25 protein-coding genes and 2 tRNA genes are annotated in these 24,938 nt (G+C 60.8%); 18 read left to right on the top strand and 9 right to left on the bottom strand.

Annotation, left to right across the window (positions count from 1 at the left end; translation table 11 throughout):
- Nucleotides 1-116: 116 nt before the first annotated feature.
- Together AC2FML_RS00695 and AC2FML_RS00690 are read right to left on the bottom strand one after the other, a co-directional pair.
- Nucleotides 117-1,022, bottom strand: coding sequence for a hypothetical protein (locus AC2FML_RS00695; RefSeq protein ID WP_244952400.1), 906 nt, complete (start codon nt 1,020-1,022; stop codon nt 117-119).
- Nucleotides 1,023-1,115: 93 nt separating this feature from the next.
- Nucleotides 1,116-2,546, bottom strand: a complete 1,431-nt coding sequence (locus tag AC2FML_RS00690) for a Glu/Leu/Phe/Val family dehydrogenase (protein ID WP_170371477.1) — start codon at nt 2,544-2,546, stop codon at nt 1,116-1,118.
- A 328-nt stretch (nt 2,547-2,874) separates the two neighbouring features.
- Here AC2FML_RS00690 and AC2FML_RS00685 point away from each other — a divergent pair, with 328 nt between their 5' ends.
- Genes AC2FML_RS00685 through AC2FML_RS00675 form a run of 3 tightly spaced genes read left to right on the top strand, consistent with a single transcriptional unit; the run spans nt 2,875 to nt 5,772 of the window.
- Nucleotides 2,875-4,644 carry a TadE/TadG family type IV pilus assembly protein gene (locus tag AC2FML_RS00685; protein ID WP_170357499.1) on the top strand — a complete coding sequence of 590 codons (1,770 nt, stop codon included), beginning with the start codon at nt 2,875-2,877 and terminating at the stop codon, nt 4,642-4,644.
- Nucleotides 4,645-4,694: 50 nt separating this feature from the next.
- On the top strand, nt 4,695-5,201 hold the full coding sequence (locus tag AC2FML_RS00680; protein ID WP_254429306.1) for a TadE/TadG family type IV pilus assembly protein: 507 nt from the start codon (nt 4,695-4,697) through the stop codon (nt 5,199-5,201).
- Nucleotides 5,188-5,772 (top strand): TadE/TadG family type IV pilus assembly protein, encoded by a 585-nt coding sequence (locus AC2FML_RS00675; protein WP_170357497.1) that lies wholly within the window; start codon nt 5,188-5,190, stop codon nt 5,770-5,772. The genes AC2FML_RS00680 and AC2FML_RS00675 overlap by 14 nt, the downstream gene beginning before the upstream one ends.
- Nucleotides 5,773-5,775: 3 nt before the next feature.
- Here the strand turns inward: AC2FML_RS00675 and AC2FML_RS00670 are convergent, their stop codons facing one another.
- On the bottom strand, nt 5,776-6,246 hold the full coding sequence (locus AC2FML_RS00670; protein WP_170363718.1) for a hypothetical protein: 471 nt from the start codon (nt 6,244-6,246) through the stop codon (nt 5,776-5,778).
- 158 nt (nt 6,247-6,404) lie between these two features.
- On the opposite strand from AC2FML_RS00670, the gene AC2FML_RS00665 reads away from it, so the two are divergent.
- Nucleotides 6,405-7,316, top strand: a complete 912-nt coding sequence (locus tag AC2FML_RS00665; protein WP_170368282.1) for a pirin family protein — start codon at nt 6,405-6,407, stop codon at nt 7,314-7,316.
- Nucleotides 7,317-7,347: 31 nt separating this feature from the next.
- On the opposite strand, the gene AC2FML_RS00660 is transcribed toward AC2FML_RS00665, so the two are convergent.
- Nucleotides 7,348-7,935: a TetR/AcrR family transcriptional regulator gene (locus AC2FML_RS00660; protein WP_170339745.1), complete on the bottom strand. Its 588-nt coding sequence runs from the start codon at nt 7,933-7,935 to the stop codon at nt 7,348-7,350.
- A gap of 100 nt (nt 7,936-8,035) precedes the next feature.
- On the opposite strand from AC2FML_RS00660, the gene AC2FML_RS00655 reads away from it, so the two are divergent.
- The 14 genes from AC2FML_RS00655 (at nt 8,036) to AC2FML_RS00590 (ending at nt 20,752) form a co-directional block, all read left to right on the top strand.
- The gene (locus tag AC2FML_RS00655) at nt 8,036-8,284 is read left to right on the top strand and encodes a hypothetical protein (RefSeq protein WP_170339166.1); all 249 of its coding nucleotides are present in this window, start codon (nt 8,036-8,038) and stop codon (nt 8,282-8,284) included.
- Between the two features lie 132 nt (nt 8,285-8,416).
- Nucleotides 8,417-9,703 carry a homoserine dehydrogenase gene (locus AC2FML_RS00650; protein WP_170371483.1) on the top strand — a complete coding sequence of 429 codons (1,287 nt, stop codon included), beginning with the start codon at nt 8,417-8,419 and terminating at the stop codon, nt 9,701-9,703.
- A 72-nt stretch (nt 9,704-9,775) separates the two neighbouring features.
- The gene (gene glpX, locus AC2FML_RS00645) at nt 9,776-10,759 is read left to right on the top strand and encodes a class II fructose-bisphosphatase (RefSeq protein ID WP_093961740.1); all 984 of its coding nucleotides are present in this window, start codon (nt 9,776-9,778) and stop codon (nt 10,757-10,759) included.
- Between the two features lie 69 nt (nt 10,760-10,828).
- Nucleotides 10,829-12,571 (top strand): single-stranded-DNA-specific exonuclease RecJ, encoded by a 1,743-nt coding sequence (gene recJ, locus AC2FML_RS00640; protein ID WP_496781539.1) that lies wholly within the window; start codon nt 10,829-10,831, stop codon nt 12,569-12,571.
- Nucleotides 12,572-12,680: 109 nt separating this feature from the next.
- Nucleotides 12,681-12,755, top strand: a tRNA-Glu gene (locus tag AC2FML_RS00635).
- A 24-nt stretch (nt 12,756-12,779) separates the two neighbouring features.
- Nucleotides 12,780-12,854 (top strand) — tRNA-Glu (locus AC2FML_RS00630).
- Nucleotides 12,855-13,173: 319 nt separating this feature from the next.
- Nucleotides 13,174-14,913: an ABC transporter substrate-binding protein gene (locus AC2FML_RS00625; protein WP_170433261.1), complete on the top strand. Its 1,740-nt coding sequence runs from the start codon at nt 13,174-13,176 to the stop codon at nt 14,911-14,913.
- Between the two features lie 93 nt (nt 14,914-15,006).
- Nucleotides 15,007-16,056 carry an ABC transporter ATP-binding protein gene (locus AC2FML_RS00620; RefSeq protein ID WP_170528218.1) on the top strand — a complete coding sequence of 350 codons (1,050 nt, stop codon included), beginning with the start codon at nt 15,007-15,009 and terminating at the stop codon, nt 16,054-16,056.
- 1 nt (nt 16,057) lies between these two features.
- On the top strand, nt 16,058-17,134 hold the full coding sequence (locus AC2FML_RS00615) for an ABC transporter ATP-binding protein (RefSeq protein WP_170442344.1): 1,077 nt from the start codon (nt 16,058-16,060) through the stop codon (nt 17,132-17,134).
- Complete coding sequence (locus tag AC2FML_RS00610) at nt 17,131-17,994, top strand: carbohydrate ABC transporter permease (protein WP_005983941.1); 864 nt, start codon at nt 17,131-17,133, stop codon at nt 17,992-17,994. Before AC2FML_RS00615 ends, AC2FML_RS00610 begins: the two co-directional genes overlap by 4 nt.
- The gene (locus AC2FML_RS00605; protein ID WP_170339760.1) at nt 17,991-18,788 is read left to right on the top strand and encodes a carbohydrate ABC transporter permease; all 798 of its coding nucleotides are present in this window, start codon (nt 17,991-17,993) and stop codon (nt 18,786-18,788) included. The genes AC2FML_RS00610 and AC2FML_RS00605 overlap by 4 nt, the downstream gene beginning before the upstream one ends.
- 146 nt (nt 18,789-18,934) lie before the next feature.
- Nucleotides 18,935-19,204 (top strand): DUF2160 domain-containing protein, encoded by a 270-nt coding sequence (locus AC2FML_RS00600; RefSeq protein WP_370797609.1) that lies wholly within the window; start codon nt 18,935-18,937, stop codon nt 19,202-19,204.
- Nucleotides 19,205-19,272: 68 nt separating this feature from the next.
- On the top strand, nt 19,273-19,668 hold the full coding sequence (locus AC2FML_RS00595) for a BlaI/MecI/CopY family transcriptional regulator (RefSeq protein WP_170339764.1): 396 nt from the start codon (nt 19,273-19,275) through the stop codon (nt 19,666-19,668).
- Complete coding sequence (locus AC2FML_RS00590; protein ID WP_260065644.1) at nt 19,655-20,752, top strand: M56 family metallopeptidase; 1,098 nt, start codon at nt 19,655-19,657, stop codon at nt 20,750-20,752. Before AC2FML_RS00595 ends, AC2FML_RS00590 begins: the two co-directional genes overlap by 14 nt.
- Here the strand turns inward: AC2FML_RS00590 and AC2FML_RS00585 are convergent.
- Genes AC2FML_RS00585 through AC2FML_RS00565 form a run of 5 tightly spaced genes read right to left on the bottom strand, consistent with a single transcriptional unit; the run spans nt 20,740 to nt 24,930 of the window.
- Nucleotides 20,740-21,900: an NnrS family protein gene (locus tag AC2FML_RS00585; protein ID WP_496781536.1), complete on the bottom strand. Its 1,161-nt coding sequence runs from the start codon at nt 21,898-21,900 to the stop codon at nt 20,740-20,742. The genes AC2FML_RS00590 and AC2FML_RS00585 overlap by 13 nt on opposite strands.
- Before the next feature lie 9 nt (nt 21,901-21,909).
- Nucleotides 21,910-22,821 carry a ubiquinone anaerobic biosynthesis protein UbiV gene (gene ubiV / locus AC2FML_RS00580; protein ID WP_496781535.1) on the bottom strand — a complete coding sequence of 304 codons (912 nt, stop codon included), beginning with the start codon at nt 22,819-22,821 and terminating at the stop codon, nt 21,910-21,912.
- A 4-nt stretch (nt 22,822-22,825) separates the two neighbouring features.
- Nucleotides 22,826-23,824 (bottom strand): ubiquinone anaerobic biosynthesis protein UbiU, encoded by a 999-nt coding sequence (gene ubiU, locus AC2FML_RS00575; protein ID WP_170357486.1) that lies wholly within the window; start codon nt 23,822-23,824, stop codon nt 22,826-22,828.
- Nucleotides 23,821-24,357, bottom strand: a complete 537-nt coding sequence (gene ubiT / locus AC2FML_RS00570; RefSeq protein WP_254435634.1) for a ubiquinone anaerobic biosynthesis accessory factor UbiT — start codon at nt 24,355-24,357, stop codon at nt 23,821-23,823. Before ubiT ends, ubiU begins: the two co-directional genes overlap by 4 nt.
- Nucleotides 24,358-24,396: 39 nt before the next feature.
- Nucleotides 24,397-24,930 (bottom strand): DUF2478 domain-containing protein, encoded by a 534-nt coding sequence (locus AC2FML_RS00565; protein WP_170437135.1) that lies wholly within the window; start codon nt 24,928-24,930, stop codon nt 24,397-24,399.
- Between the last annotated feature and the right edge of the window lie 8 nt (nt 24,931-24,938).

Genomic DNA, 24,938 nt, shown 5'->3' with positions numbered 1-24,938 from the left:
TTGCTGGCATCAAACCAACTTCCAACAGGAGTAGCAATCCGGGCTCGGGGCTCCGCATCCGTTTTCGACAAGAACTTGTCAACGCGCGACCAAACCGGTCGCAAACGAATTCGCCTTCAGAACCGCAGACGGAAGGCAACGCCCACGATCGGAGCGGTATCATAGCCCTGCCGGCTGACCTCTTGCCCTGCTGCGTTGTCCAGGCGCAACTCGCCGTCAAACTCGGCGCCCGCAAATGCCGACAGCGAAACTCCGGGGTTTGGCGCGTATTCAACCGACAGAACAACCGGGATGCTGCTGTCCTCGCCTACGCCGCCCGGTGCCAACCCGTTATCGTTCAACTGAAAGCGGACCCTCTCGGACCGAACGGCAAGCCCCACGCTGACACTTTCCGAAGCCTTGTATTCCAGCGTGACCCCGGGGCCTTGAGTGGCCCCCAACGCGCGCCCGGTGCTCAGACGCCAGCGCTCGGCAAAGGTCCAGTCGACCAGAAGCGCGGGAAAGACTTCGAGATCATTGGTTCCAACCTCGGAGAACACGCCAAATGCCGGGCCGATGCGCAGATTGGGGTTCACCGCCCATGAAATACCGGCGAAGGCACCATAGGTGAAGCCGTCCGAGGCACTGGCGCCGGTCTCATAGTCCCATCTCAATTGGGGCGAGACGATCACCGCAGCCCCGTTGTCCAGAGTGAAACGCAATGGAACGCTCAGGCGAATGTCGCGGATGTCGTCCCACGGCTGGTTTCCTGGCAACCCGAAATCGTAGGAAAACTGACCGAAACTCGCCAGCAAACCCACAAAGGACCCGTCACCATAGCTGTAAATGCCGCCTGCCCGCAGAAACGCGCGCGATGCGCTGAAATCACCGCCGTCCTCAAGATCGGCGCTGCCCTGATAGACAGCCAACCCTTCCACAGTCGGCGTCCATCCCTGCCGGGGTTGGGCGATGGCAGCAGTCGCATGCGCCAGGGTCGCGGATCCTATCGCCGCGGCCCAAGCTACAGAACGGGTAATTTGCATGAGATCCTCGCTGGTTTCACTGCCTGAACTCCAGCGCAGGATGTGCGGCAACCGGACTTTTTGTCAAAGCCCGATTGCCCGGTTTCCGAGACGTCAGAGGCCCTTGGCCCGATAGCTCTTGGCGACACGGTCGATGGACACGATGTATGCCGCGGTGCGGAGGTCATCGACGTCGTCGCGATCGTGCCAGACCTCGCTCATGGCCTGGTAGGCGATGCGCATCGTGTCATCCAGGCCCGAGCGCACCAACTCAAGCTCATCCGCGCCTTTGAGGTATTTGGCCTTGAAGTCCGGAGACATCGACCATGCATCGCCAAGATAGCGGTCCAACCGCTCCAGCTCTTTCACGATCAACTCGTGCCGCGCCTCTTCCTGACGGCGCTGCATCCGGCCAAAACGGATGTGGCTGAGGTTCTTGACCCACTCGAAATACGATACCGTCACACCGCCAGCGTTCGCATACATGTCTGGAATGATCACGGTGCCTTTCTTGCGCAGCACTTCGTCGGCCCCGGCGGTCACCGGACCGTTCGCGGCCTCGATGATCAACGGCGCCTTGATGCGCTCGGCATTGGACAGATTGATCACGCCCTCCAGCGCGGCCGGGATCAGAATGTCACAATCCTCTTCCAGCACAGCAGTGCCCTCGGCGGTGTGCGTTGCATCCGGGTAGCCGTTCACACCGCCATGTTTGACGATCCACTGGTGAACCGCTTCGACGTCGATCCCCTCGGGGTTATAGATCGCACCGTCACGTTCGATGATGCCCACAACCAGAGAGCCGTCTTCCTCACTCAGGAACTTGGCCGCGTGATAGCCCACGTTGCCGAGGCCTTGAACGATGACCCGCTTTCCGTCCAGCGAGCCTGACATGCCAGCTTTCTTGACGTCCTCGGGATGGCGGAAGAACTCGCGCAACGCGTATTGGATACCACGCCCCGTCGCCTCGACCCGGCCCGAGATACCGCCGGCATTCAACGGCTTGCCGGTCACGCAGGCCCGCGCGTTAATGTCTGTGGTGTTCATCCGCGCATACTGGTCAGCCATCCAAGCCATTTCACGCTCGCCGGTGCCCATGTCAGGGGCCGGGACGTTCTGCGACGGGTTGATCAGGTCGCGCTTGGCCAACTCATAGGCGAAACGGCGGGTGATCTGCTCCAGCTCATGCTCCTCGTATTTGCGCGGGTCGATACGCAGGCCGCCCTTGGACCCGCCAAACGGAGCCTCGACCAAAGCGCACTTGTAGGTCATCAGCGCAGCAAGCGCCTCGACCTCGTCCTGGTTCACGGCCATCGCATAGCGGATACCGCCTTTTACCGGCTCCATATGCTCGGAATGAACCGAGCGATAGCCGGTGAAAGTATGTATCTGCCCCCGCAGACGCACGCCAAACCGAACGGTGTAGGTCGCATTGCAGACCCGGATCTTTTCCTCAAGTCCGGGTGGAAGATCCATCAGGGCAGCCGCCCTGTTGAACATCAGATCTACACTCTCCCGAAAGCTGGGTTCCTTGATGGCCGTCATAAAATCCTCCATGCCGGTTGACGTCGAGCGTCATGACGTTTTGTCGCACCCTTGGCAAGCGGCTGCAATCGAGATTTGCACTTTTTTTCATCAATTTATGAACAGCGCGTTTCGACCATCCGAGCCGAGTCGCGGACGTTTACAATTTGCGGAAATTGTCCCGAGCAACGAAACAAAGATGCCCTTCCCGGCCAGACTGCCGCCGATTTTCATTCAAAAAGAGCACCATAGTGACGATCACGCCCAATTCTCGCCACGATCCACATCTAAATTATTCAAGTTCCGAAGAACTGGCTTCGCTGCTTTTGGCCGGCAAAAGGATTTCGTTATGCGCAATTTTGAATGGACATCGACCCGGTCGGAGAAACCGCGCCAGGCAGACCGCTGCCGGGGCCCCGTCGAGTCTTTCGTGACCTCGGAAAGCGGGACGATGACCATCTTCGCCCTCTTCCTTCTGATGATCATCTTCACCGCGGCGGGCTTCGCCGTGGACGTTATGCGGTACGATCGCGAACGTGCGCGCCTGCAATATGCTCTGGACCGCGCCGTACTGGCGGCGGCCGACCTGGACCAGGACCTTTGCCCCAAGGACGTGGTTGTCGACTACCTCGCGAAGGAAGGCCTGGACCAGTACCTGGTTGGTGACCCGATCGTGGAACCCAATGTCTGCGGCGCGACCGCCGTTACGATCGAAGGCTACCGCAAGGTCCAAGCGAGCGCCCAGATGGATGTCGGCATGCACTTCATGCAGTGGTGGGATGTTGACTCGATCGTGAGCGCGGCAACCAGCGTTGCCGAAGAAGCCATTGATGACGTTGAGATTTCCTTGGTTCTCGACGTCTCTGGCTCGATGAACAGCTACAATCGCCTGGCCAACCTAAAAGTGGCGGCCAAAAACTTCGTGCAAGAGATGGCGGACAAGACCGAGGACGGGAAGCTGTCGATCTCGATCATCCCCTACGCAACTCAGGTGTCGCTACCCGACTATCTGATGGACGAATTCAGCACGACCGGCACCAATAACCGGGCAAACTGCATCAACTTCACCAGCAGCGAGTTCAACACCACCGCGCTGGACCCCGATACGATCCGCCAACGCACACTGCATTTCACGCCGTGGAGCACCTATGACCGGCGCCCCAGCAATGGCTACGTCTACAGCGAAGTCTGTGACGAACTCGCCAACCGTGAGGTCTCGGTCCTGCAGAAGGACCCGCAGGTTCTCAAAGATCACATCGAAAGCTTTACGGCCGGCGGCAACACTTCGATCGACGTTGGTCTGAAGTGGGGCCTTGCCCTGCTTGACGAAAGCATTCAGCCGGTGATCGCACGTCTGGCGGGCGACGAAGTGCCTGCAGACTTCGCTACCCGTCCCAACAGCTACTCCAGCAACGACTCGATGAAGGTTCTGGTGTTGATGACGGACGGCGCGAACACCACTCAGTACATGGTAAACGACCCCTACCGTGAGGGTACGTCCATTCTGTGGTGGAATGCCAAAAAGTCGACCTATTCGACCTATGACTACGAGACCGAGAAGTACTTCTGGCACGATGTCGACTATACCGAATGGGACAGCAGCAAGGGTTGGTACTGGGGTCGCGAGATCTGGCAGGACGATCCCTACGGCAACGACGAGTATACTGTCTATCGCTGCACCTACCGGTCCGGCGGCGTCTGCTACAACTTTGACTACAGCAGAAGCGAGACCCGCACTGTTCTGGACAACAATGGCGACCCGGCGACATCGGTCAACCTGACCTGGGTTCAGGTCTGGGAACGCACGACCCGTCGCGCGATCCGCGACCTGTTCCGCGAAGCGCTGGGGAGCACGAAAGGCAACACCTGGTACAACAACGCGGTCACTTCGATCGGGTCGGGCACCAAGGATCCGCGCGCGCGCGCAATGTGTGCCGCCGCTCGCGCCAATGGCATCGTAGTCTTCACTATCGCTTTCGAAGCTCCCGATCAGGGCAAGGCCCTTCTGAAAGACTGCAAAAGCGATGATGGCGCCTATTACGAGGCGACCGGTGACGAAATCGTCGACGTATTTGCATCGATCGGATCGACCATCCGCAATCTGAGGCTAACCCAATGATCAAGCGTTTGCTTCATAAATTCCGCACGTTCCGGCGGAAAGAAGATGGGATGGCGACGATCGAGTTCGTCTTCTGGTTCCCCATCTTCATCATGACGACCTATTCGGCCGTCGAAGTCGGAATCGGGGCCTTCAACCACGCCAACCTCGAGCGTGGACTGGACGAAACGATCCGCGACGTTCGCCTGAACAATCTGGACAAGTATACCACCAACGTTCAGGACGGCTGGACCCACACTCTGTTGAAGGACATCGTGTGCGACAAGGCAGGCTACATTCCTGAGTGCAAGGAAAACCTGATCCTGGAAATGACCCGCGTCGACCCGTTTATTGGGACCACGCTGGATCCCAACCCCTACTGCATCGATACCCCGGCAACGATCCGCAACAGCCAGATCTTCGAGCCCGGCACGTCGGACGAACTGATGATCGTCCGCGCCTGCGTCGAGGTAAAGCCGCTGTGGTGGGGTACCATTCTGGGCGCCATCGCGCGAAAAAAGCCCAACGGTATGTACGAACTGCACGCAACAACGGTGTTTGTCTATGAACCGACCTGATCGCTCAATCTTCCCGCTGGCTGTCCGGTATCTGAAACGGTTTTCCCGTAAGGAATCCGGCGTGATCAGTGTCGAGGCCGTGATGATTTATCCCCTGCTCTTCTGGGGCATGTGTGCGTCCTATACGTTCTTCGACGGGTACAAGCAGAGCTCGCGAAATCTCAAGGCGTCTTATGCGATCGCCGACGTCATTTCCCGCGAACGCAATGACATCAACGCGACCTACATGGATACGCTGTACGACCTGCTGCAGCAGATGATGTCGGACCGCTCCGACGTGTCGATGCGCATCTCTTTCCTTCGCTTCGACCTGCCGGATGACCGGCACTATGTGCAGTGGTCCTGTATTCGCGGCGAAAGCTTTGAGGCGTGGACCGATGGCACCATAAGCGAAATCCGTGACAAGCTGCCCATCATGCCGGACAACGGCAAGATGATCCTGGTCGAAGTGAAGGACTTCTATCGCCGTCCCTTCCGCATCGGATACGGCGAAAACGAATTTGCCATGGACAATTTCGTATTCACCCACCCGCGCGTCTACGACAAGATCGACGCACCGGGCGGGTGCTGAGAGCTATTCGGCCTCGGCCAGCATCGCGGAAAGCATTTCTGACAGGAACTTGGTCTCGGCGGCGGACGTCATGCCGCCGACGCCAATACGTCGCCCGACGCGCCACCAAAGGCCCGGGGCCCAAGACCTGCCCCGTTTGCTACGGGTCGTCAGCAGAAAGCCGTTTGACGGTTTGAAGGCGAACACACCCCGATCCACCCCTTCGATTTCACCGACCTCGGCAATCAGCTTGCCGCTGCCTGTCCGCAGTTCCGTGCGCGTCAGCTCGATCCGGTCCGCTGTCGCATGCCAGACGCGATGCGCAAGCCAAAGCGCGCCACCTCCGACCACGAACAGGAACAGCTGCCATTCCGGCGCGGGCGGTGCGGCCAGGGCTACATAAGTCACGAACGCGCCCACGGTGACGAGCATTCCCACGCCCATCCACCGCCGTGCCGATGAAGCCTGAATCGTTGCCAGTACGTCTTCTTGCATTTCCAACTCCGCCTTTGCCTGCCCCCCATACCCGCTTTCAGCGACAAGCAACAGGCCAAGACTCACCCGGCGCAATTTTGCACAGAGGCAGTGCTTTCTCGCGAATTGACCGTACTTCAGCGAAAATTAGATAACGGGTCCAGAGACAGGAGATCCAAATGTCGCTCAGACCAACACTCGAAACCCGCAAGGCCGTTCCGACGATGGAAGGCGCTGGTGTAAAGCTTCACCGCGCTTTTGGATTTCAGGATCCGTCCGAACTGGATCCTTTCCTTTTGTTTGATGACTTCCGCAACGAGCACCCGCAGGACTACCAGGCCGGCTTTCCCTGGCATCCCCACCGCGGCATTGAAACCATCACATACGTGCTGTCGGGAACCGTCGATCACAGCGACTCGCTGGGCAACAGCGGCCAACTGGGTGCCGGAGACGTCCAGTGGATGACGGCGGGGTCCGGAATTCTGCATCAGGAAATGCCCAAGGGAAATGCATCCGGGCAGATGCATGGGTTTCAGCTGTGGGGCAACTTGCCCTCGGCTCAAAAGATGACGGCTCCTCGGTACCAGGACGTTCAGGGCAAGGACATTCCTGAAGTGATCGATGATGATGGCACCACGGTGCGGGTCATCGTCGGCAAGTTCTGGGGTAAGACCGGGCCGGTGGACGGTATCGCCGCGGACCCGCAATACTTGGACGTATCGATTCCTGCAGGGGTGAAAAAGACATTCAAGATAGATACTTATCGCCGTGCTTTCGCCTATGTTTTCGATGGGCAGGCCGCTTTCGCCGACGCCTCGCAGCCGACCGGTGTTCTGCTTGAGAAGGAAGTCGCCGGGCAAGAGCTGAACATTCGCGACATGTCGGGCAACCGGACGCTGGTGCGGTTTGGCACCGGAGACGAAATAACCGTTCAGGCCGGGCCTGAAGGCGTGCGATTCCTGTTGATCTCGGGTGCGCCGATCAATGAACCGGTAGCATGGCATGGCCCGATCGTGATGAACACGCGTGCCGAACTCGAGCAGGCGTTTCGGGAGTTGCGCAACGGTACTTTCATCAAGCCGGCGCACTGACTCCAGACAACCGGTAACGTGGCGCGGCCAATCAGGCCGCGACCGCCTTGCGTACCATATCCCAATAAATCTGCTCGACCTCGTCCAGCGAAAGCCGTCCACCGGCCCTGTACCACGTCATGACACCATTCAGCATGGCAATCACCGCTAGCGTCGCGATCTTCGCATCCTGAACAGAGAATAGACCGTCCTTCTGGCCGGCCAGCAGGATGCTCTGTAACGCATCCTCATACCGTCGGCGCAGCTTTTCGATTTCGGCGAAGTTTTCAGGCGTCAGATTTCGCAGCTCCATGTAGGCGATGAACACTTCGTCGGGTCGCTGCATGTGAAACCGGATGTGGAAACCCACGAATTGCCGCAAGGCACCCAATGCATCCGCCTGTGGTTCCAACGCTTCATAGGCCGCCAGCAGCTCTTGCATGTGGTCCTGCATCAGGCGGAACAGAAGGCTTTGCTTGTCCGGAGTGTAATTGTAAAGCGCACCGGCCTGCACTCCGACCTCCCCCGCGATTTGGCGCATGGACACAGCGGCATAGCCATGCCGTGCAAACAATCCCAGGGCGGCCTCGCGAATGCGGGGCCCGGTGATATCGGAATGAGAGCCTTGAGTACGTGCCATGGATCCATCGTATATGAACGTACGTTCATATAGAACCCCGCTTGAACCGTTCATGCAAAAAGTGCATCACGTTCAGGTTCCTCACTGTTCGGGTCGCGAAATGAAAGCTGTTTCCGTCATCCTGCCGCTGCTCCTGTTGGCCGCGTGCGCAGATATTCCCGAGTTGGAGGGAAGCGAAGCGGCCTCGGTAAAGGCCGCGCCCTACCCCAAGCTGATCCCGTTGACCCAGGTCAACGTGCCGCCCGTCGACCCGGTGAACGAGGCAGCCGCCGTGGAAGAAGAATTGGAACAACGGGCCGAGCGGCTGTCGCAAAAGGCACAGGCACTCCAGAACGCCGAGACCCAGTAAGCCCCGTACGCTTGCCCACTGCGCAACAACTCTGTCCCTGACGGATTGCACCGCCGCGTTGAACCAGCTATGGCAGCCGACAAAGGACCTTGCGTCCAACAGGCAGACTTCGAGCGGAAAGGAACCCACGGAATGACACAGGCGCTGCGGCTTGGAATTGCTGGCTTGGGAACCGTGGGTGTGGGCGTCGTCAAGATCGTGCGCCGTCATGCCGAATTGCTCCAAGCACGCACTGGTCGTCCGATCGAGATCGTTGCCGTTTCGGCGCGCGACGCCGCCAAAGATCGCGGGGTGAACCTGTCCGGCTTCGCGTGGGAAACCGATCCGGTGGCCTTGGCCAAGCGCGACGACATCGATGTGTTCGTCGAGCTGATGGGGGGTGAAAATGGCCCGGCAAAGGCCTCGGTCGAGGCGGCATTGGCCAGCGGCAAGGATGTGGTCACCGCAAACAAGGCGCTGCTGGCCATTCACGGCCAGGCATTGGCGGAACAGGCCGAGGCCGCAGGCCGTGTGATCCGGTTCGAGGCCGCCGTGGCCGGAGGAATTCCGGTCATAAAATCCCTTACCGAAGGGTTGGCCGGGAATGACATCAAGCGCGTCATGGGCGTGATGAATGGCACCTGCAACTATATCCTGACCCGAATGCAGTCGCAGGGTCTGGGCTACAACGCCCTGTTCGAGGAGTGCGCTCAGTTGGGGTATCTCGAAGCGGATCCCAACCTTGACGTTGGCGGCATCGACGCGGCGCACAAGTTGGCGCTGTTGGCCTCTATCGCGTTTGGAACAAAGCCGAATTTCGACGGGATCGAGATCGAGGGCATTCAGCATATCAGCCTGGATGACATCCATCAGGCCGACGATATGGGCTACCGCATCAAGCTGTTGGGCGTTGCGCAGCGCACGCCGCGCGGGCTTGAACAACGGATGCAACCCTGCCTGGTACCCAGTGACTCGCCTTTGGGGCAGCTGGAAGGCGGCACCAACATGGTGGTCATTGAGGGCGACGCCGTCGAACAGATCGTTTTGCGCGGACCCGGCGCTGGCGAAGGCCCGACGGCCAGTGCGGTGATGGGGGATGTTTGCGACCTGGCTCGGGGCCTGCGGATTTCCACCTTTGGTCAACCCGCCACGTCGCTGGTCGACTCCAAGCCCGCAATCACCGGCCTGCCTGCCCCTTATTATCTGCGCCTTGCATTGCTGGACAAACCAGGTGCGCTGGCCAAGGTGGCCGCGATTCTGGGCAATGCCGGCGTTTCAATCGACCGGATGCGCCAATACGCACATGCCGAGGACACGGCACCGGTACTGATCGTTACACACAAGACCACACGCGCCACGCTGGACGTTGCGTTGGAGGACTTGCGCACCACGGATGTGGTTGCGGGCGAACCGGTAGCTCTGCGTATCGAGCAGGTTTGAACCCTTGCGGCCTGCGCCACGAGCAGGCTATGCCAGTCAGGACGTCTTCGCTTTACCAAAGGATTACATCGCATGAGCGCTGCCAAAATCGATTTCAACGACCGCCTTCTGTCCCTTGGACTTGCGCGCGTGGCTGAGCAGGCTGCTCTGGCCTCGGCCTCGCTGGTCGGACGCGGGGACGAGAAAGCCGCCGACCAGGCCGCGGTCAACGCGATGCGTGAACAGCTGAACCTGCTGGATATCGCTGGCGTGGTAGTCATCGGTGAAGGCGAACGCGACGAAGCGCCGATGCTGTATATCGGCGAAGAGGTCGGCACCGGCAACGGCCCGGGCGTGGACATCGCTCTGGACCCGCTCGAGGGTACGACGCTGACCGCAAAAGATATGCCCAACGCTTTGACCGTCATCGCGATGGGTCCGCGCGGTTCGATGCTGCACGCGCCGGACGTCTACATGGACAAGCTGGCGATCGGCCCGGGCTTCCCCGAGAACGTGGTGACACTGGACATGTCCCCGCGGGAAAGGGTCGAGGCGCTGGCCAAGGCCAAAGGATGCACCCCCGAGGACATTACCGTTTGCATACTGGAACGTCCGCGCCATGAAGCGATGATCGCCGAGGTGCGCGAAACCGGCGCTGCGATCCGCCTGATCACCGACGGTGACGTTGCAGGCGTCATGCACTGTGCCGAGTCCGAGACGACCGGCATCGACATGTACATGGGCCAGGGTGGCGCGCCCGAAGGCGTTCTGGCGGCCGCCGCGCTGAAATGCATGGGTGGCCAGATCTTTGGACGTCTGATGTTCCGAAATGATGATGAACGCGGTCGGGCAGCCAAAGCCGGTATTACCGATCTGGATCGTGTCTATGCCCGCGACGAGATGGTCACCGCCGATGTGATCTTTGCGGCGACCGGTGTCACCGGCGGGTCGCTGCTGCCGCGGATCAAGCGGGAACCCGGTTGGGTCGAGACGACGACCCTGCTGATGCGCTCGAAAACCGGATCGGTGCGGCGCATGTCCTACCGCACCCCCATTTGGCCGCATGTCGAAGGCTGAGGGGCCCCGCAGACACAACCGTTCAAGGGCCGGGTCCGACAGGATTCGGCCCTTTTCAGGAGAAGTGGATTGAGCTTTCTGGGTGTTGAACAGTCTTTGACGGGCCGCCGGTGGATTGGTCCATCGCCTGAATTGGACCGGGCCGCCGAGATGCTGGCCCAGCAGACCGACCTGCCCCGCCCCCTGTGCCAGGTGCTGGCACGGCGAGGTGTCCCGCCGATGGAGGCCGAGAGCTTTCTGTCTCCAAAACTGCGCGACCTTCTTCCCGATCCTCGCAGCCTGCGCGACATGGAGATCGCCGCAACGCGGTTCCTGAAAGCGGTACGGGACAACCAGCGCATCGCCGTTTTCGCCGACTATGATGTCGACGGCGGCAGCTCGGCAGCCCTGTTGCTGGTTTGGCTCAGGCAGATGGGGCGTCAGGCGACCTTGTATGTGCCCGATCGTATCGACGAGGGCTATGGCCCCAACGCCCCCGCCATGAGCCAGCTTGCTGAAACGCATGATCTGATCATCTGCGTTGACTGCGGCACGCTAAGCCACGAAGCAATTGCCGCAGCCAAGGGGGCCGATGTGATCGTTCTCGATCACCACCTGGGCGCCGAAACGCTGCCGGATTGCGTGGCCGTGGTGAACCCCAACCGCCAGGATGAAAGCGGTGACCTGGCCCATCTGTGTGCTGCAACCGTTGTCTTTCTGATGCTGGTCGAGGCCGGGCGCCAACTGCGCGAGGCCAACGCCCAAGGCCCGGACCTGATGACGGTGCTGGACTTGGTCGCGCTGGCGACCGTGGCAGACGTGGCACCTCTGATCGGGGTCAACAGGGCGCTGGTTCAGCAGGGTTTGAAAGTGATGGGGCAGCGGCAACGCCCCGGACTGGTTGCGCTGTCCGAAGTGGCGCGCATGGATTCGGCGCCCAACAGTTACCATCTGGGTTTTCTGCTTGGGCCGCGCATCAATGCCGGCGGCCGGGTCGGGCAGGCAGACCTCGGCGCGCGGCTGCTCAGCACCGACTCGGTGACCGAGGCCGAGGCCTTGTCCCGGCGCCTTGATGACCTGAATACCGAACGGCGCGACATCGAGAATGCGGTCCGCGCCGCGGCGCTGGCGCAGGCCGAAGAACGTGGATTGGATGCGCCGCTGGTGTGGGCTGCAGGTGACGGCTGGCATCCCGGCGTCGTTGGGATCGTGGCGGCTCGCCTGAAAGAGGCGTCGAACCGTCCCGCCGTCGTGATTGGTTTCGACGGTGACGAAGGCAAAGGCTCGGGCCGTTCGGTCTCGGGTGTCGATCTTGGTGCATCAATCCACCGGTTGGCCGCCGAGGGTTTGTTGGTCAAGGGCGGCGGTCACAAGATGGCCGCAGGTCTGACCGTGATGCGCGACCAGCTGGAACCGGCGATGGAGAGACTCTCGGAGTTGCTGGCAAAACAGGGGGCGGGCCAAGCCGGTCCTGCCGACCTCAAGCTGGACGGTGCGCTGATGCCCGGGGCGGCCTCGGTTGATCTGATCGAAAAGATCGAGCAGGCCGGCCCATTTGGCGCCGGAGCCCCTGCCCCTCGGTTTGCAATGCCCGACCTGCAGGTCCGCTTTGCCAAGCGGGTCGGCGAAACCCATCTGAAGCTGTCGCTGTCGGACGGAATGGGTGGTGGGCTGGACGCGATTGCATTTGGTGCCTTTGACGGACCGATGGGCGAAAGGCTGTCAAATCACGGTGGCGCGCGGTTCCATTTTGCCGGTCGGCTCGAGGTCAATACATGGGGTGGAAGGCAAAGCGTGCAGTTGCGCCTGGAAGACGCGGCCGATGCAAATTGACCGCTGACGCCACTGCCTTTTTTGACCCGCAAAAAAGTTTCCTGGCCGTGCGTTTTTCGTCTTGCGGGTGGGGGGCGTAATCCGTAAAAGGCCCTCCACAAGCCAGCGTGGCCCGTTCGTCTATCGGTTAGGACGCCAGGTTTTCAACCTGGAAAGAGGGGTTCGATTCCCCTACGGGCTGCCACTTGTGCTTGGGCAATGCTGACGTGGCCCGTTCGTCTATCGGTTAGGACGCCAGGTTTTCAACCTGGAAAGAGGGGTTCGATTCCCCTACGGGCTGCCATTTTCACCCCCGAGAAACGCAAATCGCGCGCTACCACTGCGGCGACTTTCTGCATCCAGATTTGCAGCTCGACCAAGCGGTGACGCCAAAAAATCCATAACGAAGCGTCATTGGTATGCTCTTTTCGCCTAGCCGATGACGCCACGTCGGGTGGGTAAAAAACCATATATTTTCAAGGCTATAGTCGTTGACTTCGTTGGGTCGAACAGACCAATTTCGCCATTTACTAATTTTTTAGTTTGACAGACTCGCGAAAAATCGCTGATGCTGTTCGTCATCCGGTTCGCGCCGGAGAACCATAAATTTTGGGAGGAGAAAGATGCGGAAACATCTTTTGTCCGCAGTGGCGGCGGCTGCCGTCATTGCGGGGCACGGTCCTGTTTGGGCCGACGAAGCCGCAGCACAGCGGTGGGTCGACGACGAGTTCCAACCATCCACCTTGTCGAAAGACGAGCAGATGGCGGAAATGCAGTGGTTCATCAACGCTGCCGAACCGTATGCCGGGATGGAGATCAACGTTCTGTCCGAAGGTATCCCGACCCACTCGTATGAATCCGAAGTTCTGACGAAGGCGTTCGAGGAAATCACCGGCATCAAGGTCAACCACCAGATCCTGGGTGAAGGTGAGGTCGTTCAGGCCGTCCAGACGCAGATGCAGACCGGACGGAACCTGTATGACGGCTATGTCAACGACAGTGACTTGATCGGCACGCACTCGCGCCTGCAACTGGCCTATCCCCTGTCGGATATGATGGCGGGTGATTGGGCGGCGACAACCTCGCCGACGCTGGACCTGGATGACTTCATGGGTATCCAGTTCACCACCGGTCCCGACGGCAAGCTGTACCAGCTGCCCGACCAGCAATTCGCCAACCTGTACTGGTTCCGCAAGGACTGGTTCGATGACGAAGCCAACAAGGCCGCATTCAAGGAAAAATACGGCTATGATCTGGGCGTTCCGGTCAATTGGTCTGCCTACGAGGATATCGCCGAATTCTTCACCAATGACGTGAAGGAAGTCGACGGTGTCGCGATCTATGGCCACATGGATTACGGCAAGCGCGCGCCTGACCTTGGCTGGCGGATGACCGACGCCTGGCTGTCGATGGCCGGTGCCGGCGACAAGGGCGAGCCGAACGGTGTGCCCGTCGACGAATGGGGCATCCGCATGGAAGCGGGCACCTGTAACCCGGTCGGCGCCTCGGTGTCGCGGGGCGGTGCCGCAAACGGCCCGGCGGCCGTTTACGCGATCCGCAAATGGGACGAGTGGTTGCGGGCCTATGCGCCTCCGGGTGCGGCGTCCTACGACTTCTACCAGTCGCTGCCCGCTCTGTCGCAAGGCAACGTGGCCCAACAGATTTTCTGGTACACGGCCTTTACCGCCGACATGGTCAAGCCCAAGTCCGAAGGCAACAATACCGTCGATGATGAGGGCAACCCGCTGTGGCGGATGGCGCCCAGCCCGCATGGCCCCTATTGGGAAGAAGGCCAGAAGGTTGGCTATCAGGATGTGGGATCGTGGACTTTCCTGAAGTCCACCCCGTCGGATCGGGCACAGGCCGCGTGGCTGTACGCTCAGTTCGTGACGTCCAAGACTGTCGATGTGAAGAAGTCCCATGTGGGTCTGACCTTCATCCGCGACAGCTCGGTCAACCACGAGTCGTTCACCGAACGCGCATCCAAGCTGGGTGGCCTGGTCGAGTTCTACCGCTCGCCCGACCGCGTGGCGTGGTCGCCGACCGGCATCAACGTTCCCGACTATCCGAAGCTGGCCCAAATCTGGTGGCAGCAGATCGGTGACGTGAACTCGGGCGCCTTCACTCCGCAGGAAGCGATGGACCGTCTGGCTGAAGAGATGGACATCACCATGGCCCGCATGCAGGCCGCGGATGAAAGCGCCGGCGTCTACGGCGGCTGTGGTCCGCGCCTGAACGAACCGCAGGATCCGGCCTTCTGGCTGGAGAAGCCGGGCGCGCCGAAAGCCAAGCTGGAGAACGAGAAGCCGCAAGGCCAGACCGTCAACTACGACGAACTGGTGGCACGCTGGCAGTCCCAGTAAGCCACTACTCCCCGGGGGGCGCCGGTACCGGCGCCCCTTGCCAACCAAGACCAAACAGCGTTGCCACGCGCTGCGGGATCGGAACCCACGGACATGATCGAACTACAAAACGCAACCAAGCGGGTCGGCACCGTTACCCATATCAAACCCACGTCCCTGACGCTGCAGACCGGCCATTTCAACGTGCTGCTGGGCGCGACCGGGTCGGGCAAGACCTCTCTGATCAAGATGATGGCCGGCCTGGATCCGATTGCCTCGGGCAAGGTCCTGATGGATGGGCAGGACGTGACCCGGCTGAGCACACAAAAACGCAAGATCAGCCTCGTGCACCAGTTCTTCGTGAACTACCCGCATATGACTGTATTCGACAACATTGCATCGCCCCTGCGCGTTGCCGGAATGGCGCAATCCGAGATCGAAGGCCGCGTGGAAGAGGCCGCCGACCTGCTGCAACTGCGCCCGATGCTGCACCGTCGTCCGCATGAACTGTCAGGCGGCCAACAGCAACGCACCGCACTGGCCCGCGCCATCGCCAAGGACAGCCGCGCCGTGTTCCTGGACGAGCCGCTGGCCAACCTGGACTACAAGCTGCGCGAGGAATTGCGCGAGCAACTGCCCGAGCTGTTCGCCGGGCGCGGCGCCGTGGTGGTCTATGCCACGTCCGAACCCGAAGAGGCGCTGCTGCTGGGCGGCTACACCGCCTTGATGGAAGACGGCCGCGTGACCCAGTTCGGCCCGACGGCGGACATCTATCGCAACCCCGAAAACCTCGCCGCCGCGCGGGTGTTTTCCGACCCGCCCATCAACGTGGCCCGCGTCACGGTCGCCGGTGCCCAAGCGCGCCTGGCTGGCGGAGGTGGATGGACGGTGTCCGGAATTGCCGATGGCGAATACATGGTCGCTGTGCGTCCGCACCGTGTTACTCCGCTCAAGGCTTCTGACGCCGACGTTGAACTGACCGGCCGCGTGATCGTGACCGAGCTCTCCGGGTCCGACTCCAGCGCGCATTTCCAACATGGCGAGGAAGCCTGGGTGTCTCTGGCCGCAGGGGTCCACCCCTATCAGGTGGGCGAGGACCACACATTCTACATGAACCCGGCCCATTGCCGGTATTTCGGCCAAGACGGCAAAAGGGTGGCCTGACATGGCACAGATCAAGCTTGCAAACCTCAAACACAGCTACATGCCATCGCCGCAAGGCCCACAGGATTATGCGCTGAAAGAAATCGACGTGACCTGGCGTGATGGCGGGGCCTATGCTCTGCTGGGGCCATCGGGCTGCGGAAAGTCCACGCTGCTGAACATCATCTCGGGCCTGCTGACCCCGTCCGAGGGGCAGATCCTGTTCGACGACCGCGACGTGACCACCCTGCCCCCGGATCAGCGCAACATCGCGCAGGTGTTCCAGTTTCCGGTGATCTACGACACGATGACCGTGGGCGAGAACCTGGCCTTTCCGCTCAAGAACCGCGGCGTCGATCCGGCGACGATAAAGCGCCGCGTCGACGAAATCGCCGAGATGCTGGATGTCACCGACATGCTGAACACCCGCGCCAGCGGCCTCAGCCCGGACAACAAGCAGAAGATCTCGATGGGCCGCGGTCTGGTCCGCGACGACGTGAACGCGGTGATGTTCGACGAGCCATTGACCGTGATCGACCCGCATCTGAAATGGAAGCTGCGGTCCAAGCTGAAAGAGCTGCACCAGCGCGTCAAGGCGACGATGATCTATGTCACCCACGACCAGACCGAAGCGCTGACCTTCGCCGACGAGGTCGTGGTGATGCAGGAAGGCGAAGTGGTCCAGATCGGCACCCCGGTCGAGCTGTTCGAACGCCCGCAGCACACGTTCGTGGGCCATTTCATCGGCTCGCCCGGCATGAACGTTCTGCCCTGCGAAGCCCGCGGCGATCGTGCCCTGTTCGAAGGGCACGAGGTGGCGCTGGAAGGTCCGGTCAGCGGCAGTGGCGGCCGCACAGATCTGGGCATCCGGCCCGAATATGTGGGTTTCGGCCCCGAGGGCATTCCGGCCCATGTCACCAAGGTGGCCGATATCGGCCGGCATTTTGTGGTCAGTGCCATGGTCGGCAACACCGCGTTGAAGGCGGTGACCGAACACGCGCCCCCCGAGCCCGGATCGCAAGTCTTTCTGAAATTCAAACCTGAACAGACGCGCGTGTATCGCGACGGCTGGATCGCAACCGAGGAGCGCGCCCGATGAGAACGGAAAACCAGAAAGCGTGGTTCTTTGTCCTGCCGGTGCTGGCGCTGGTGGCGTTCAACGCGCTGGTGCCGATGATGACGGTGGTCAACTACTCGGTGCAGGAAACCTTTGGCAACAACCAGTTCTTCTGGGAAGGGCTGGGCTGGTTCGAACAGATCCTGCGGTCCGACCGGTTCCAGGCGGCGCTGGGGCGGCAGTTCCTGTTCACCGCGCTGATCTTGATGATCGAGGTGCCGCTGGGCATCATCGTGGCCCTGTCGATGCCGCGCAAGGGCTTCTGGGTGCCGGTCTGCCTGGTCCTGATGGCCCTGCCGATGCTGATCCCGTGGAACGTGGTCGGCTCGATGTGGAACATCTTCACCCTGCCCAAGATCGGCCTGCTGGGGTATTTCCTGAACGACGTGCTGGGCATCAACTATGACATGACCCAACAGCCGCTGTCGGCCTGGATCACTATCGTGGTGATGGATGTCTGGCACTGGACCTCGTTGGTGGTGCTGCTGTGCTATGCTGGTCTGGTTTCGATCCCTGACGCCTATTACCAGGCGGCCAAGATCGATGGTGCAAGCCCTTGGTCCGTGTTCCGCTATATCCAACTCCCAAAGATGAAGACGGTTCTGACCATCGCGGTGCTGCTGCGGTTCATGGACAGTTTCAACATCTACACCGAACCCTTCGTTTTGACCGGGGGCGGCCCCGGCAACTCGACCACTCTGCTGTCGATCGACCTGGTGAAGATCGCGCTGGGACAGTTCGACCTTGGCCCCGCGGCCGCGATGAGCCTGATCTATTTCGCCATCACGTTGCTGGTTTCCTGGGTCTTCTACACCCTCATGACAAAGGATGACGCGCAATGAAGAAGCGGTCTCTCATCCCGATCCTGTATATCGCGTTCCTGATGCTGCCGATCTATTGGCTGGTGGCGATGTCCTTCAAGACCACGAACGAGATCCTTTCAGGCTTTTCCCTGTTTCCCCAGACCTTTACGCTGGAGAATTACATCACCATCTTCACCGATCCGACGTGGTATTGGGGGTATATCAACTCGATCACCTATGTGACGATCAACACGGTGCTTTCGGTCTGCGTGGCCTTGCCCGCGGCCTACGCGTTCTCGCGCTATCGGTTCCTGGGCGACAAGCAGCTGTTCTTCTGGCTGCTGACCAACCGCATGGCCCCGGCGGCCGTGTTCGCCCTGCCCTTCTTCCAGCTGTATTCGTCGATCCATCTGTTCGACACCTACCTGGCGGTGGCGCTGGCGCACACGCTGTTCAACGTACCGCTGGCGGTGTGGATCCTGGAAGGTTTCATGCGCGGCATCCCGAAAGAGCTGGATGAAACCGCCTATGTCGACGGCTATTCCTTCCCCCGGTTCTTCGTCACGATCTTCCTGCCCAATATCAAGGCGGGCGTGGGCGTGGCGGCGTTCTTCTGCTTCATGTTCTCGTGGGTGGAAATGCTGCTGGCCAAGACCCTGACAGCGGTCGAGGCCAAACCCATCGCCGCCGTGATGACCCGTACCGCGTCCAGCGCCGGCTACGAGCTGGGCCTGCTGGCCGCCGCCGGCACCCTGACCATCATCCCCGGCGCCATCGTCATCTGGTTTGTCCGCAACTACATCGCGCGCGGCTTCGCGATGGGACGTGTATGAGGTTCGACATGCGCAAACTCCTTCTTTCCCTCTCCCTGCTCGCCCCGTCCTCGGCGCTAGCGCAAGCCAAGGCCGGCTGGGGCAATGTCGGTCAGGAAGAACCCAAGGGCTTTTCATGGACCGACCCGTTGTGGCCCGATTTCTGGATGGCCTGGACCCCGGCAACGCTGGCGGTTTTCGTGGGCATCTTCTCGGCTATCGCCCTGATCGGCGTGCTCGAGGTGGTCAAGTTCCGCGACGGGATCGAACGCCGGGGCGTGCTGGGCCTGACCACCACGTTGGGCGACCGGCTGTTCATCACCCTGCTGGGTTCGGCCTACATCTTTCTGGCGTGGCTGGGGCTGGTCGGCCAACCGGTCTGGACCCCGCTTTTCCTGTCGATCGGCTGGGGCATTTTCGTTTTCTGGAAAGTTTAGGCTTTGCGTAACCGCGAAAGGATGCTTGTCTGGCAAGCATAACAGGCAAAATGGTGACACCGAGACCGATGCGAAAGAGAAAGACAGGAAATCTGCTGACCGAGGTCGAACTGGAGTTCATGAACGAGCTCTGGGCACTTGGCGAAGGCTCGGTGCGCGACGTGCTGGACCGGCTGCCGCCCGAGCGGAACCTAGCCTACACCTCGGGCGCGACGATCCTGCGTATCCTGGATGAAAAGGGATTTGTCCAAAGCCGCAAGAATGGCAAAACCCTGATCTACCGTCCGCTGCTTGAGAAGGACACCTATCAGGCGCGGTCGCTGCAGAACCTGTCCCGCACGTTGTTCGATGACACCCCGGCCTCGCTGGTGGCACGACTTGTCGACGACGCCGGCCTGACCGAAGCTGATCTGGAGGAAATTCGAGCACTGGTAGAGAGGAGACTGCAAAATGACAGCGGTTAAACCGGTTCTCGATGTATTTCTCGACCTGAACGTGGTGCTGGTTCTTTCAGCACTCATCTGGCTGTGCGCCCGCATGGCCGTGGCCCGAACGCGTCTGCGGCACGACTACATGACACAGCTGCGCGTGCTGAAGGTTCTTTGCGTCTGCGTCATGCTCAGCCCTGTTCTGGCCCTTGGGGTCACGGCAGCCGCCGGTTTTTTCTGGCCGGGTCAGGCCGTTTCCATCGGTGATATTGCGGTAGCGGCGTATTTGCGCGGTGAAATCGCGATGCCGGCTACACAATTCGAAGCTCTGCTGAACACGCGCGAACGTTGGGTCGACACGGTTCTGTCCGGACAAAGCGCCCTTGTGACGGCCGTGCTGGTGCTGCTGGCCCTGGCCGCCCTCCGGATGCTGGTCCGCACCGTCCGGGATGCGCTGGCGATCCGCGATACGGTGGTTTCCAGCTTCCTGTGGCGGCGTTCGGCCAACGTGGACATCCGCTTGTCCGATCGGATCACGGTTCCATTTGCCGTGCGCGGGGCGCGTCGTCGCCATGTCGTTCTGCCCAGCCATCTGTTGGACACCCCCCGTGAACTGCGATTTGCCCTGGCGCATGAATTGCAGCACGTTCGCGCCCGGGATGTCGAATGGGAGATTGCGTTTGAGGCCGTGCGACCGCTGCTGTTCTGGAACCCTGCCTACTGGGTTTTAAAATACCAGTTCAGCCGATTGCGCGAACTGGCCTGCGACCAGTCCGTCGTCACCCGGCGCGGGATCGACGCGCGCGACTATACCGATTGCCTGCTGAGCTATTGCGCCCGCACCGTCGCACAAGGCCGGCCACGGGTTTTGAACGTGGCGCTGGTCTCTGGTGGCAAGGCCAAACGGGTTCTGAAACAGCGCGTGATCGCGCTGGCCGATGCGCCCTCGTTCTCGGCACCGTTGCCGGCAATGTTCCTGGGTTCAGCCCTGTTGTTCGCTGTTCTGCTGGCCTTGGGTGCAGCCACGATCCGCCAGACTCAGGACTGGAGCCATGACCGGCTGATGCTGTCGACCGTCGTGAACCTTGAACGGCTCGAGGCACGCAATCAGGGCAACTGATCGGCGACGCCCGGATCTATCCTGTTGCTGGCCCGACCGCTGAACACGGGTCGCTCGAGCGGGCGGCCCAACGCTTGGACGTGCCGCCAGAGGAACACTGCCCAACATGCTCCCCAAGCCAGGGCCGCGGGCACGTCTGCAGAGGACGCCCGCAAAACCGCGGCAAGGCACAGCAAAGCATATCCAATACTATCGATCGCGCTGGGGCGCAGCCGGCCGCAACGGCGCGCGACCGCACGGGCAGCTACGGCATAGATCGCGCAGCTGACCGCTCCGACCGTCAGAACGTGCAACGCATCATGCGCCGCCAGCAAGTCGGGGAAGTACAGCGAAGCCGCCAACAGGGACAGACCAGCGGGCAACCACGCAAAGGCAATATGAAGCATCGCCAGCAATCCATCCTGAAGAACTGCCGTTGAATGCCAGAGCCACAGACGCCCACCTTCGCACCCGGTGCAGATCACAAGAAGGACGCCGATAAGCGGACCATCGGCGACGGAAACAAGTCCGAAAAGCACCGCAGTCAAAGCCAGAGCTGCCGCCGAAGCGTCCCCCAATGCCCTCGCGCACCGAAACTTTTGCGCGGCGGTTGGGCTTTGGTGCGTCCAATTCCATGTGAAAGCAGCGATCATGCGCCCACCGACAACCGACACCAAAAGTGCCACAAGCAAAACTGAGGAGAAGGACGGCGCAGACCCAGTTAGAAAGGCCAGCTGGCAGATGGCCAGGAAAAGAGCGAAAAACGCCTGCAGCACTCCGGCAACCGCGCGCGCGTGCAGTGCAGCCCAAGCGATACGACCGGCGAGAAAGAGCAAGAACGCCGTGCCCGTTGGGACGATGAACATGGGTTCGCCCCCGATCGCACCGATGGCAGCCAATCGGGACATCGCCCAAAGCGCGAACAGCAACAAACAGCCGGTCGGCGAGACAGAACCGCCCCCCGACCAGCTGCGCATCGCCGTCAGCGAATAGCCCGCAAATGCAGCGCCGACGAAGCCGAACAGCATTTCATGCGCATGCCAGGCGTACAGCCCCAGCAACGGCGACCAATAGGTGATGAAATCCTGCCCCAGAAACAGGCCGCTCACCCCCAAAAGGGCAGCCGCCCCCGCCGCAGGAAACATGATCCGATGAGGCGAGGACAGCATGGTTTCCGATCATGCAAGGGACGCCTGGGCTATCCTGCGATAGCCGGCCTGACCGTGGTAGAACCCGTTGCTGAACGGCGTATCCGCACAAACCTGCCGCAACCGGGCTTCGGCCGCCTCGGTCGACATGCTTTGATCCAGCACCGCCCGGTAAACCTCGGCGACGGCGACCATGTCCACGGCCTGAGGCATCAATCGCAGATGGCTCACACCATCGGCAACCAGTTGGGGCAGTTCCTGCAGCAGGATCAGATACCCTTCGGATTGGGTCTGGATCCCGTTGATGCGCAGGATCGGCTGCTCATCCCTCGTACGCAGTGGCATCCCGTCGGGGTCTTCTTCGCAGACGAATTGGCAATTGTCCTTTGTCCGCCCGTGCGAGCGCGCGTGATAGCACCGCGCCGAAACGGCCAGCGACGCCCGGCCAAAGACCTGCACTTCAACCCCGAGACCCAAGTCGCGCGCCATTCGCGCCGCGACGGCGATCGAGGGCGCTGGCAACTCGGTGGGCAGGCAGACATGCGCCGCCCCCTTTGACGCCATCCAGCGGATTGTGGCCTCGTTATAGGCATTCATGAATGGGCCGATGCGATGCGGTCGCGTACCGCGTGCATACAGTCCCGCAGCGTTGTTGATTTCGATCTCGGGCGACTCCATCTCAGACAGGTCTTCGGTGGCCTTGCGCTCTCGCTTCAGCATCACTTCGGCCAAGGAGGACAAAATCACCTTTTTGCCCGCCCGTTCGAGCCTTTCGATGATGGACGGCAGGTCAGCCTCTTGGAACGGGGCGCGTTTTGAACAGATGACCTCGCCCAGATAGACCTCATCCACCGGAGCTTCGTCGGCGACACGCGCATAGAAATCCCGGCGTTGGTCGGCCGACCAGTGATAGGCGATCGGGCCCAATGTAAGTTTCGTCATCGTTTCACCGCCATTTCTTCGTGGCAAAAGCGCCTTGCGTCTGTTTCTGACCCTCGGTCAGTGCGACGAGGTTCCCGATATCCGCTTCGCGACCCGCCCGGATATCGTCGACAGCGTTTCGAAATGCAGACACCACGGACCGGACATAACTCTTGGACCTTTGCCGCCCTTCGATCTTGAACGCATGCACCCCGGCATCGATCAACTCAGGCAGAAGGCGGGCCAGGTTCAGGCTGATCGGTTCCTCGAACGCATAGTACCCGTCCGGACGATGTGCGACCTGATAGCGGCCTTTGCAAATCGTCGGATAACCGGCCTTCTCATCTGGCCCGAACCGGTCGATGGTAAAGCCAGCCAACCTCGATGACATCGAACCATCGGCATCGCGCACGTACTCCACGTCGGACGCCGGCGAACAGACGCCATCGAGGTTCGTGGACTGCCCGGTCAGATAGTTCGTCAGGCTGCAGCGCCCTTCGACCATCAGACCGTGATTTCCGAAGATGAAGGTTTCGATCTCACAGGGGATTTCTTTTCGGATCTGCCGGATCTCGGGAATGGTCAAAATACGGGGCAGGACCACGCGTTTGACACCGAAATTCTCGCAATAGTAGCGGATCGCCTCGGGTGACGACGCTGCAGCCTGTACCGACAGGTGCAAGCGCATCTGTGGATGGGTTCGGGCGATGTAGTCGGCCACGCCCATATCAGCCACGATGAAGGCATCAACGCCGATCCGCGCACCGGTGTCGGCAGCGTGCCGCCAAAGGTCGACCTTGCCCGCCGGGGGATAAGTGTTGAGTGCCAGAAGGACCTTGGCACCCTTGGCATGGGCATAAGCGACCGCCTCCTCCAATTCCTGCGGCGTGAAATTCAGCCCCGGAAAATTTCGGGCGTTGGTGGCGTCCTGAAAGCCGCAATAGACGGCGTCGGCCCCGGCATCGACCGCTGTGCGCAGGGCAGCGGGAGTTCCGGCGGGGCATATCAATTCGGCGAGGCTCATGAAGCAGTCGCTCCTTCTACTTCTTGGTAATTTCGGCGCAACCGGGACAGGATCGCGCGGCCAGGCGGGCCGAACATGTCCGCAGCCTCCTGAGCGATGGATCCATCCATGTCGTCCAATGCATTGCGCAAACGGACGACGGCCTCGGTATCTCCTGTGATCTCCAAATCGCGCGAGAAAAAGGCCGCGTCGCCGTCCTGTTCCGCATCAACCAGCTCCAACAGCAGCAGGAACCGCCCTCGGATAATGGCTGTTGCGTCAGGCAGCATCGACCGCGGTACGGCACGAAAGCTCAGGTTCTGAGGATCTGGACGCAGATGCAGCGCGAACGGCAGCTCGATCGGGTCGATCAGGAAATCGGCGCTTTGATACGGGCCAAGTCGGGCAAACAGCGCAGGATGTTCCTGCGCGACCCTACGGACCACACGCGCGAGAATGGGCTGAACCGCCAAGCAGGCCAAACGCGAGACGACTGCCTGTCCCGGCGGCCTTGGCCTGTTCGATGTCTGTGTTGGGCTCACCATATGCTGCATGTACTGCCTCATCCGTTTGGCTGTTGTATTTGTGCGGGTTCAACCCGGTGCCGCCGTGTTTCGGCCTTGCGCGACGGAGCATCGGCACCATTCGACAACAACGCCCTCAAGGGGCGGCAGGAGCTTGGCGGTTCCACCGGCAAACTGATCGAAGGCGGCGCGATGGGTTTTGCTCACGCCGATCAGGACCGGAGTATCTCGCGCCAAGGCCTCCGCTATGAGGGTGCGAAATCCGCGGCCCTCAGCCTCGCTGAGGCCGAACTTGTTCAGCAGAACAATATCGCAACCGTCATCTCGCAACCGAGCGGTCGCGATGCCGACCACGTCTTCGATCGCACCGGCGTCCATGCGACACGCGCCTGAGCCCGAACCCAGATCCTGCGTGATCCGGATATTGGGACCATGCGGCAGCAGTCCAAGCGTTGTCTCACAAAACTGGGCGCCAGTATCCGGAATGTTCACACGCAACGCTCCGAGCAAGCACAGACCTTCTTCCTGCAATCGCGCGGCCACTGTCGCCAGCAAATGATCCGTTCCGCCTGCCTCACTTGCGTCGACACCTGCAAGAAGCATGATTGATC

This window comes from Ruegeria sp. BHSC029, assembly GCF_059613085.1.
Note: the sequence above shows the minus strand (reverse complement) of the source record. Positions and strands in the feature narration are given on the sequence as shown.

Bases quoted from the DNA above. Each gene is read 5' to 3' on its own strand.
- AC2FML_RS00690 (WP_170371477.1), bottom strand. From the start codon at position 2,546: ATGACGGCCATCAAGGAACCCAGCTTTCGGGAGAGTGTAGATCTGATG.
- ubiU (WP_170357486.1), bottom strand. From the start codon at position 23,824: ATGAGCCTCGCCGAATTGATATGCCCCGCCGGAACTCCCGCTGCCCTG.
- AC2FML_RS00600 (WP_370797609.1), top strand. From the start codon at position 18,935: ATGGCCTGGACCCCGGCAACGCTGGCGGTTTTCGTGGGCATCTTCTCG.
- AC2FML_RS00620 (WP_170528218.1), top strand. From the start codon at position 15,007: ATGATCGAACTACAAAACGCAACCAAGCGGGTCGGCACCGTTACCCAT.
- AC2FML_RS00625 (WP_170433261.1), top strand. From the start codon at position 13,174: ATGCGGAAACATCTTTTGTCCGCAGTGGCGGCGGCTGCCGTCATTGCG.
- AC2FML_RS00615 (WP_170442344.1), top strand. From the start codon at position 16,058: ATGGCACAGATCAAGCTTGCAAACCTCAAACACAGCTACATGCCATCG.
- AC2FML_RS00610 (WP_005983941.1), top strand. From the start codon at position 17,131: ATGAGAACGGAAAACCAGAAAGCGTGGTTCTTTGTCCTGCCGGTGCTG.
- AC2FML_RS00680 (WP_254429306.1), top strand. From the start codon at position 4,695: ATGGCGACGATCGAGTTCGTCTTCTGGTTCCCCATCTTCATCATGACG.
- AC2FML_RS00605 (WP_170339760.1), top strand. From the start codon at position 17,991: ATGAAGAAGCGGTCTCTCATCCCGATCCTGTATATCGCGTTCCTGATG.
- ubiT (WP_254435634.1), bottom strand. From the start codon at position 24,357: ATGCAGCATATGGTGAGCCCAACACAGACATCGAACAGGCCAAGGCCG.
- AC2FML_RS00585 (WP_496781536.1), bottom strand. From the start codon at position 21,900: ATGCTGTCCTCGCCTCATCGGATCATGTTTCCTGCGGCGGGGGCGGCT.
- AC2FML_RS00695 (WP_244952400.1), bottom strand. From the start codon at position 1,022: ATGCAAATTACCCGTTCTGTAGCTTGGGCCGCGGCGATAGGATCCGCG.
- AC2FML_RS00650 (WP_170371483.1), top strand. From the start codon at position 8,417: ATGACACAGGCGCTGCGGCTTGGAATTGCTGGCTTGGGAACCGTGGGT.
- AC2FML_RS00655 (WP_170339166.1), top strand. From the start codon at position 8,036: ATGAAAGCTGTTTCCGTCATCCTGCCGCTGCTCCTGTTGGCCGCGTGC.
- AC2FML_RS00675 (WP_170357497.1), top strand. From the start codon at position 5,188: ATGAACCGACCTGATCGCTCAATCTTCCCGCTGGCTGTCCGGTATCTG.
- ubiV (WP_496781535.1), bottom strand. From the start codon at position 22,821: ATGACGAAACTTACATTGGGCCCGATCGCCTATCACTGGTCGGCCGAC.
- AC2FML_RS00665 (WP_170368282.1), top strand. From the start codon at position 6,405: ATGTCGCTCAGACCAACACTCGAAACCCGCAAGGCCGTTCCGACGATG.
- AC2FML_RS00660 (WP_170339745.1), bottom strand. From the start codon at position 7,935: ATGGCACGTACTCAAGGCTCTCATTCCGATATCACCGGGCCCCGCATT.
- AC2FML_RS00590 (WP_260065644.1), top strand. From the start codon at position 19,655: ATGACAGCGGTTAAACCGGTTCTCGATGTATTTCTCGACCTGAACGTG.
- AC2FML_RS00595 (WP_170339764.1), top strand. From the start codon at position 19,273: ATGCGAAAGAGAAAGACAGGAAATCTGCTGACCGAGGTCGAACTGGAG.
- AC2FML_RS00685 (WP_170357499.1), top strand. From the start codon at position 2,875: ATGCGCAATTTTGAATGGACATCGACCCGGTCGGAGAAACCGCGCCAG.
- AC2FML_RS00670 (WP_170363718.1), bottom strand. From the start codon at position 6,246: ATGCAAGAAGACGTACTGGCAACGATTCAGGCTTCATCGGCACGGCGG.
- glpX (WP_093961740.1), top strand. From the start codon at position 9,776: ATGAGCGCTGCCAAAATCGATTTCAACGACCGCCTTCTGTCCCTTGGA.
- AC2FML_RS00565 (WP_170437135.1), bottom strand. From the start codon at position 24,930: ATGCTTCTTGCAGGTGTCGACGCAAGTGAGGCAGGCGGAACGGATCAT.